Raw genomic sequence first — 4,905 nt, forward strand, 5'->3', positions numbered from 1 at the left:
TATGGTTTTTCACAAAACCATATCTACTTTAATAATATATATTTATTGTTATTAATTAGCTCAGACTTTGCAACCCCAAAGTTTTTGACAGCCCCTACAGAGCCATATATCCTATTATTCAAGTAACTATTTTATAGATGGCAATAGCGCCATAAAAGATATTAGATCAATCTGAACCCTTAGTATTAAAGCTTAAGATATTGTAACCCGTATTTGAGGCAAACGAAGCATGAATACTTTAAGAGGCAATATTTTATTTATTGATTAAGAAATGTAAATCATGAAAATCAAATTTTTGAAGATAATCTCATTCCAAATCGCATAATGACCGACTTATTTTAATAATTTAAGGTAGAAAGTTTCTGTAATCAAACTTTAACTATGTTATAAATTAATTGAAATTATACTTTATTGGAGTTGAAAACATGGAATCTAAGAATAAAGTTATTATTGTAATAATCTTTTTAGCACTATTCTTTTCAATATTAGCTGTAAATTTTTCAGTAGCTAGCGAAAGAACAGTCCTAAATCCCGACTTTGTAAATGAGTCAATTGAGGAAGGAAATATTCATGAATCTGCTTATGAAGAAATACTACTTTTATTGGACGATATTGCTGAAGAAGATGAAGAAATACCCGAACCATTAGTGGAAACGTTGAAAGAATCGATATCTCCTGAGATAATCCTCGAAATCGCTACTACCAATGTAGATACATTTTATACATATCTAGATGGAGAGACTGATGACCTTGTATTTGAGCTAGATTTAAACCAAGTTAGATCAAATTTCAATAGCGATATAGAGTCAAAATTTGTTGAAAGCGATATAAGCGGTATCATAGAATATCTCCCGACCCAGAATGAAGATGACTTTAATGATGTTATTTATGAATATAATGGAACATCTTATACGATTTCAATGATTGATAATATGCTTCAGGACGAAGCATCTTACGATCAAACTGTCAATGATTACAAGAATGAAATTCAGGCTACTGATCCATCAAGGGATGTTTATGATATATTAGATGAAATATTGTTGGAAGTAAAAGATGAGAAAACAAATTTAGATGAACCAATTGAAGAGGAATTTAATAAGCTGTTGATTATACCACTTGAACACATTTCTAAAAACTCGACTTATACTGAATTTATTGAAGAAATGGATGAACAGAGAAAAACTTTCTCTGAAGAATACTCTTCTATAATGTTTCAAGAAATTGTAAATGAAGTACCTGAAGAAATTGAGGTTGATGATGAAGAACTTGCTCATTTTGACGAGACGAAGCAATATCTTCAGCTTACTTGGCTGATAATAATTGGTCTGGTTATACTTATTGCGTTACTGATCTATCTACTTTGGTTTGCAACTAAGTCAGTTATTGTAACAACAAGTATCCCGGGACTTGCTGCTTTATTATCTGGAACTTCAGTAATTGTTATTACTCTATATGCTAGTAACTTGATTGATGTGATGTTAACTGAGGCTTCAGAAGAGATTCCAGAACTTGGTATACAGCTTGTCAATGTATTTAGTACAAATATATTGTACGTTCTTCAGCTTCAATCTATTATAATTGCATTGATTGGAGTTGTTTTATTGGGCATAACTGTGTACTATAAAAAAGTAAAATTAAATGAATGAAGAAAATATCATTATGATATTTTCATTTTTTAATACATGTATCTCTTGCTAAAGAATATTCAGAGTATGCTTTAAGGAACTCTTCATCAACTTGGAGTAAAACAGTTTCAAACATTGCAACATGAATCATTTCTTCTCTTGCAATATCATGTAGAATTTCCTTAATATTTTCATCATCTGTCATATCCGCCATTTGCTCATATAGATTAATTGCATCTAGCTCAGCTATCATAGCTGCTCGCATTATTTCCTTATCAATATTTTTAAATTCAACATTTTCAATTTGTATAGGTATTTTTGAAAGCAAGTAAACCACCTTTTTTATTTTACACTCATTTAATTAAACCCTGAACGTCAAGTCCTATTGGACAGTGATCTGAACCATTTACCTCGGGCATTATATATGCATTTTTTATGTTATCTTTTAACTGACTATTAACAAAAAAATAATCTATTCTCCATCCAACATTTCTGTCCCTTGCCCTTGTTTTCAAGTCCCACCACGTATAATTCCCAGGTTCACTATTAAACAATCTAAATGTATCGATATAGCCTTCTTCTATAATTTTATCAATCCATTCTCTCTCTACAGGTAAAAAACCCGACTTATCTTCATTTTGTTTAGGTCTTGCAAGATCAATTTCTCTATGAGCTGTATTAACATCTCCACAAAATATAACTGGCTTTTTAAAGTTAATTTTAGTTATATATTCAAGAAATGAATTATAAAAATCTAGCTTGTATTTTAGGCGTTCTTTCGAAGATTTTCCATTTGGAAAATAAACGTTTGAAAGGTAAAAATCATTGAACTCTAGTGTGATCATTCTCCCTTCATTGTCGAACTCTTCAACCCCTAAACTAAACTCAACACTTATAGGCTCAAACTTTGAGTATATTGCAACCCCACTATAACCTTTTTTTTGAGGGGAAGTAAAATAACTTCTGTACCCTTTAATCTTTAATATCTCAGGAGACAACTGTTCTTCCTGTGCTTTTGTTTCTTGGATACACATAATGTCCGGAGATATTTCTTCTAACCAAGAATTAAACCCCTTTTTGTAACTAGCTCGTATACCATTTACGTTCCAAGAAAAGATCGTAGTAGTTGCCATAATGGTTATTTCTTAAGTATATCCTCTTCTACTTCTTTTTTACCTGCTTCTAATTCTTCCACTTGTTCTTTGTCTTCTTTTAGAAGCATTGTTTGAAATTCTCCAACATGTGTTTTTTCTTCTTTAGCCACATCTAACAAAACTTCTTTAAGGTTTTTATTATCAGTTAAATCAGCCATCTGTTCATATAGGTTTATTGCGTCCAACTCTGCAATAATAGCTGCGCGAAGTATTTCCTTGTTACACTTTCCTTTTTCTACTTTTGATAAGTCTATAGGTATGTTTGAAAGCACTATTTATCATCTCCTTTCTAAAATTTACTAGTTATAAAATATTTATTTTGTTATTTATATAAATATATTTGTAAATATGCAATACTATTTTTCTTCATTGAAATCTAATGCAACCGAATTAATACAATATCTTTTGTATGTTGGCTTGGGCCCGTCATCAAAAACGTGGCCTAAATGGCTATGACAATTACTGCATAGTACTTCTATCCGTTCCATTAATAGGCTGTTATCTTTTTCTAAGAGTATATTGTTTTTATCTACGGGGGAATAAAAACTGGGCCAACCAGTACCTGAGTCAAACTTGGTATCCGACATAAAAAGATCCTGACCACAGGCGGAGCATTTATAAACCCCTTTTTCTTTGCTGTTTACATATTTTCCAGTAAATGGTGGTTCTGTACCTTTTTCCCTTAAGATATTATACTGTTGGGGTGTAAGGACACGTTTCCAATAACTGTCTTCTTTTTTATTATCTCCCATATAAATCCCTAAAGTATATCTACTTAATATTGATATAATCTTTTCCGCTAAACTTAATTTATAGGAGTTTACCAATGGAAGATATTAAATCTCAAAGAGATATACACGGTAGATATTATGGTATTTGTGCATCATATCATCATGCAAAAGGATGCCTTTGTGTAGAATGTGCATCATACCCGGACGATGGTAGATTAATGTATTGTGCTAAAGGACCAAGTGAAATCAAAAAAGAGCTCGTTGAGTGCATGTGTGTACAGTGTGAGATTCACTCGAAGTTCAAACTTGAAGGCCAATATTTTTGTCAGATAAAAAAACAGATTTAGAGGGATTTTATGAAGGACATAAAAGAATTACAGGATATGCTTGAGAAAATGAAACCTGTAGAAATCGGGGAATATGTTCAAAGTGAGTATCCGGACAACCCAGAACTGTGGTCAGGACCTAAAAGAATTGTTATAAGGAAAATCTTGAACTTTGAAAGAACCCGGATGGAGAAGTGATTTTATTTGTTAAGTAGCCTAGTTAGAATACTCTGATACTGATATCATTAACAAATAAGAAAAATATAAATCCAATAACTATTGCTATTTCCAATATTCCTATTAAAAGAGCTAGATGTTTAGATCTGATGTGTGAAACTAAGATGTCAAGACCAACAATCACCAATAACATCGGCCAATATTCTACCAAGTCAGACCAATGAATCGCAGGTAAATAACCCAGATTAGATATGAGGAGAACTGCACCTAAACTGATCATAATTAATGGTAATGCAATTCCTGAACGATACCCCATAAAAATTCACTTCCTCTTTAATAACAACCATAAACCAATTAGTATTATTAATAAAGGCCACAGTATGTTCCAATTAAGCCACCAAGCTAAATTCATACGGTCCAGCAATAATATAATTCCTACAATTACAAGACCAATACCAATCCAACGAGGAAAACTATCCTCTTTAGAATCATCTGATTTGGCACTTTCTTTAGAAGACGAGGTGGTATCAACTTGATCATTATTGGAATCTGTTTTTATTGAGCTCATGACATTTGTGTCTTCACTTTTTTCTGACTCAAAACCTTTACTGGAATAAGATTGGATGTATTTTTTATCCTCTGGAACTACGATTGCCATCACAATATATATCAACAATCCAATTCCATCAATGAAAGCCATTACTACAAAGACAAGCCGTACAATTGTAGGATCGATATCAAAATAGTCTCCTAATCCCCCACAAACGCCAGCAATCATTCTGTCAGTACGACTACGTGATAGCGTCACTAAATTGCTGTAAAATTATAATTAGTCCTGTACCTTATTAGAGTTCGATGAAAAACCTCAAAAGGAAGGTACAGGACATGAACA

At 32.1% G+C, this 4,905-nt stretch carries 9 protein-coding genes; 3 read left to right on the plus strand and 6 right to left on the minus strand.

The window, feature by feature from the left end:
• Window positions 1–425: 425 nt before the first annotated feature.
• Window positions 426–1,646, plus strand: a complete 1,221-nt coding sequence (locus J2T59_RS10030; protein ID WP_259135800.1) for a hypothetical protein — start codon at window positions 426–428, stop codon at window positions 1,644–1,646.
• Between the two features lie 22 nt (window positions 1,647–1,668).
• On the opposite strand, the gene J2T59_RS10035 is transcribed toward J2T59_RS10030, so the two are convergent.
• From J2T59_RS10035 to msrB, 4 genes are all read right to left on the minus strand, one after another.
• Complete coding sequence (locus J2T59_RS10035; protein WP_259135801.1) at window positions 1,669–1,953, minus strand: ferritin family protein; 285 nt, start codon at window positions 1,951–1,953, stop codon at window positions 1,669–1,671.
• Between the two features lie 25 nt (window positions 1,954–1,978).
• Window positions 1,979–2,758 carry an exodeoxyribonuclease III gene (gene xth / locus J2T59_RS10040; RefSeq protein ID WP_259135802.1) on the minus strand — a complete coding sequence of 260 codons (780 nt, stop codon included), beginning with the start codon at window positions 2,756–2,758 and terminating at the stop codon, window positions 1,979–1,981.
• Between the two features lie 5 nt (window positions 2,759–2,763).
• The gene (locus J2T59_RS10045; protein ID WP_259135803.1) at window positions 2,764–3,051 is read right to left on the minus strand and encodes a ferritin family protein; all 288 of its coding nucleotides are present in this window, start codon (window positions 3,049–3,051) and stop codon (window positions 2,764–2,766) included.
• A gap of 84 nt (window positions 3,052–3,135) precedes the next feature.
• The gene (gene msrB / locus J2T59_RS10050; RefSeq protein ID WP_259135804.1) at window positions 3,136–3,531 is read right to left on the minus strand and encodes a peptide-methionine (R)-S-oxide reductase MsrB; all 396 of its coding nucleotides are present in this window, start codon (window positions 3,529–3,531) and stop codon (window positions 3,136–3,138) included.
• Window positions 3,532–3,605: 74 nt separating this feature from the next.
• Between msrB and J2T59_RS10055 the strand changes: the two genes are divergently transcribed.
• The gene (locus J2T59_RS10055; RefSeq protein ID WP_259135805.1) at window positions 3,606–3,857 is read left to right on the plus strand and encodes a DUF2769 domain-containing protein; all 252 of its coding nucleotides are present in this window, start codon (window positions 3,606–3,608) and stop codon (window positions 3,855–3,857) included.
• 9 nt (window positions 3,858–3,866) lie between these two features.
• Entirely contained in the window at window positions 3,867–4,034 is a 168-nt protein-coding gene (locus J2T59_RS10060) for a hypothetical protein (protein ID WP_259135806.1), read from the plus strand.
• Window positions 4,035–4,056: 22 nt separating this feature from the next.
• Here J2T59_RS10060 and J2T59_RS10065 read toward each other — a convergent pair whose 3' ends face one another.
• Entirely contained in the window at window positions 4,057–4,329 is a 273-nt protein-coding gene (locus J2T59_RS10065; RefSeq protein WP_259135807.1) for a LiaI-LiaF-like domain-containing protein, read from the minus strand.
• Window positions 4,330–4,335: 6 nt separating this feature from the next.
• Window positions 4,336–4,821 carry a PspC domain-containing protein gene (locus tag J2T59_RS10070; protein ID WP_259135808.1) on the minus strand — a complete coding sequence of 162 codons (486 nt, stop codon included), beginning with the start codon at window positions 4,819–4,821 and terminating at the stop codon, window positions 4,336–4,338.
• Window positions 4,822–4,905: the final 84 nt, after the last annotated feature.

It is taken from the genome of Methanosalsum natronophilum (assembly GCF_024808815.1).
GTDB classification, from domain to species: Archaea; Halobacteriota; Methanosarcinia; order Methanosarcinales; family Methanosarcinaceae; genus Methanosalsum; species Methanosalsum natronophilum.

What these genes read in the sequence shown, in the direction of transcription:
- J2T59_RS10030 (WP_259135800.1), top strand. Translation starts at nt 426, where the DNA reads ATGGAATCTAAGAATAAAGTTATTATTGTAATAATCTTTTTAGCACTA.
- xth (WP_259135802.1), bottom strand. Translation starts at nt 2,758, where the DNA reads ATGGCAACTACTACGATCTTTTCTTGGAACGTAAATGGTATACGAGCT.
- msrB (WP_259135804.1), bottom strand. Translation starts at nt 3,531, where the DNA reads ATGGGAGATAATAAAAAAGAAGACAGTTATTGGAAACGTGTCCTTACA.
- J2T59_RS10055 (WP_259135805.1), top strand. Translation starts at nt 3,606, where the DNA reads ATGGAAGATATTAAATCTCAAAGAGATATACACGGTAGATATTATGGT.
- J2T59_RS10060 (WP_259135806.1), top strand. Translation starts at nt 3,867, where the DNA reads ATGAAGGACATAAAAGAATTACAGGATATGCTTGAGAAAATGAAACCT.
- J2T59_RS10065 (WP_259135807.1), bottom strand. Translation starts at nt 4,329, where the DNA reads ATGGGGTATCGTTCAGGAATTGCATTACCATTAATTATGATCAGTTTA.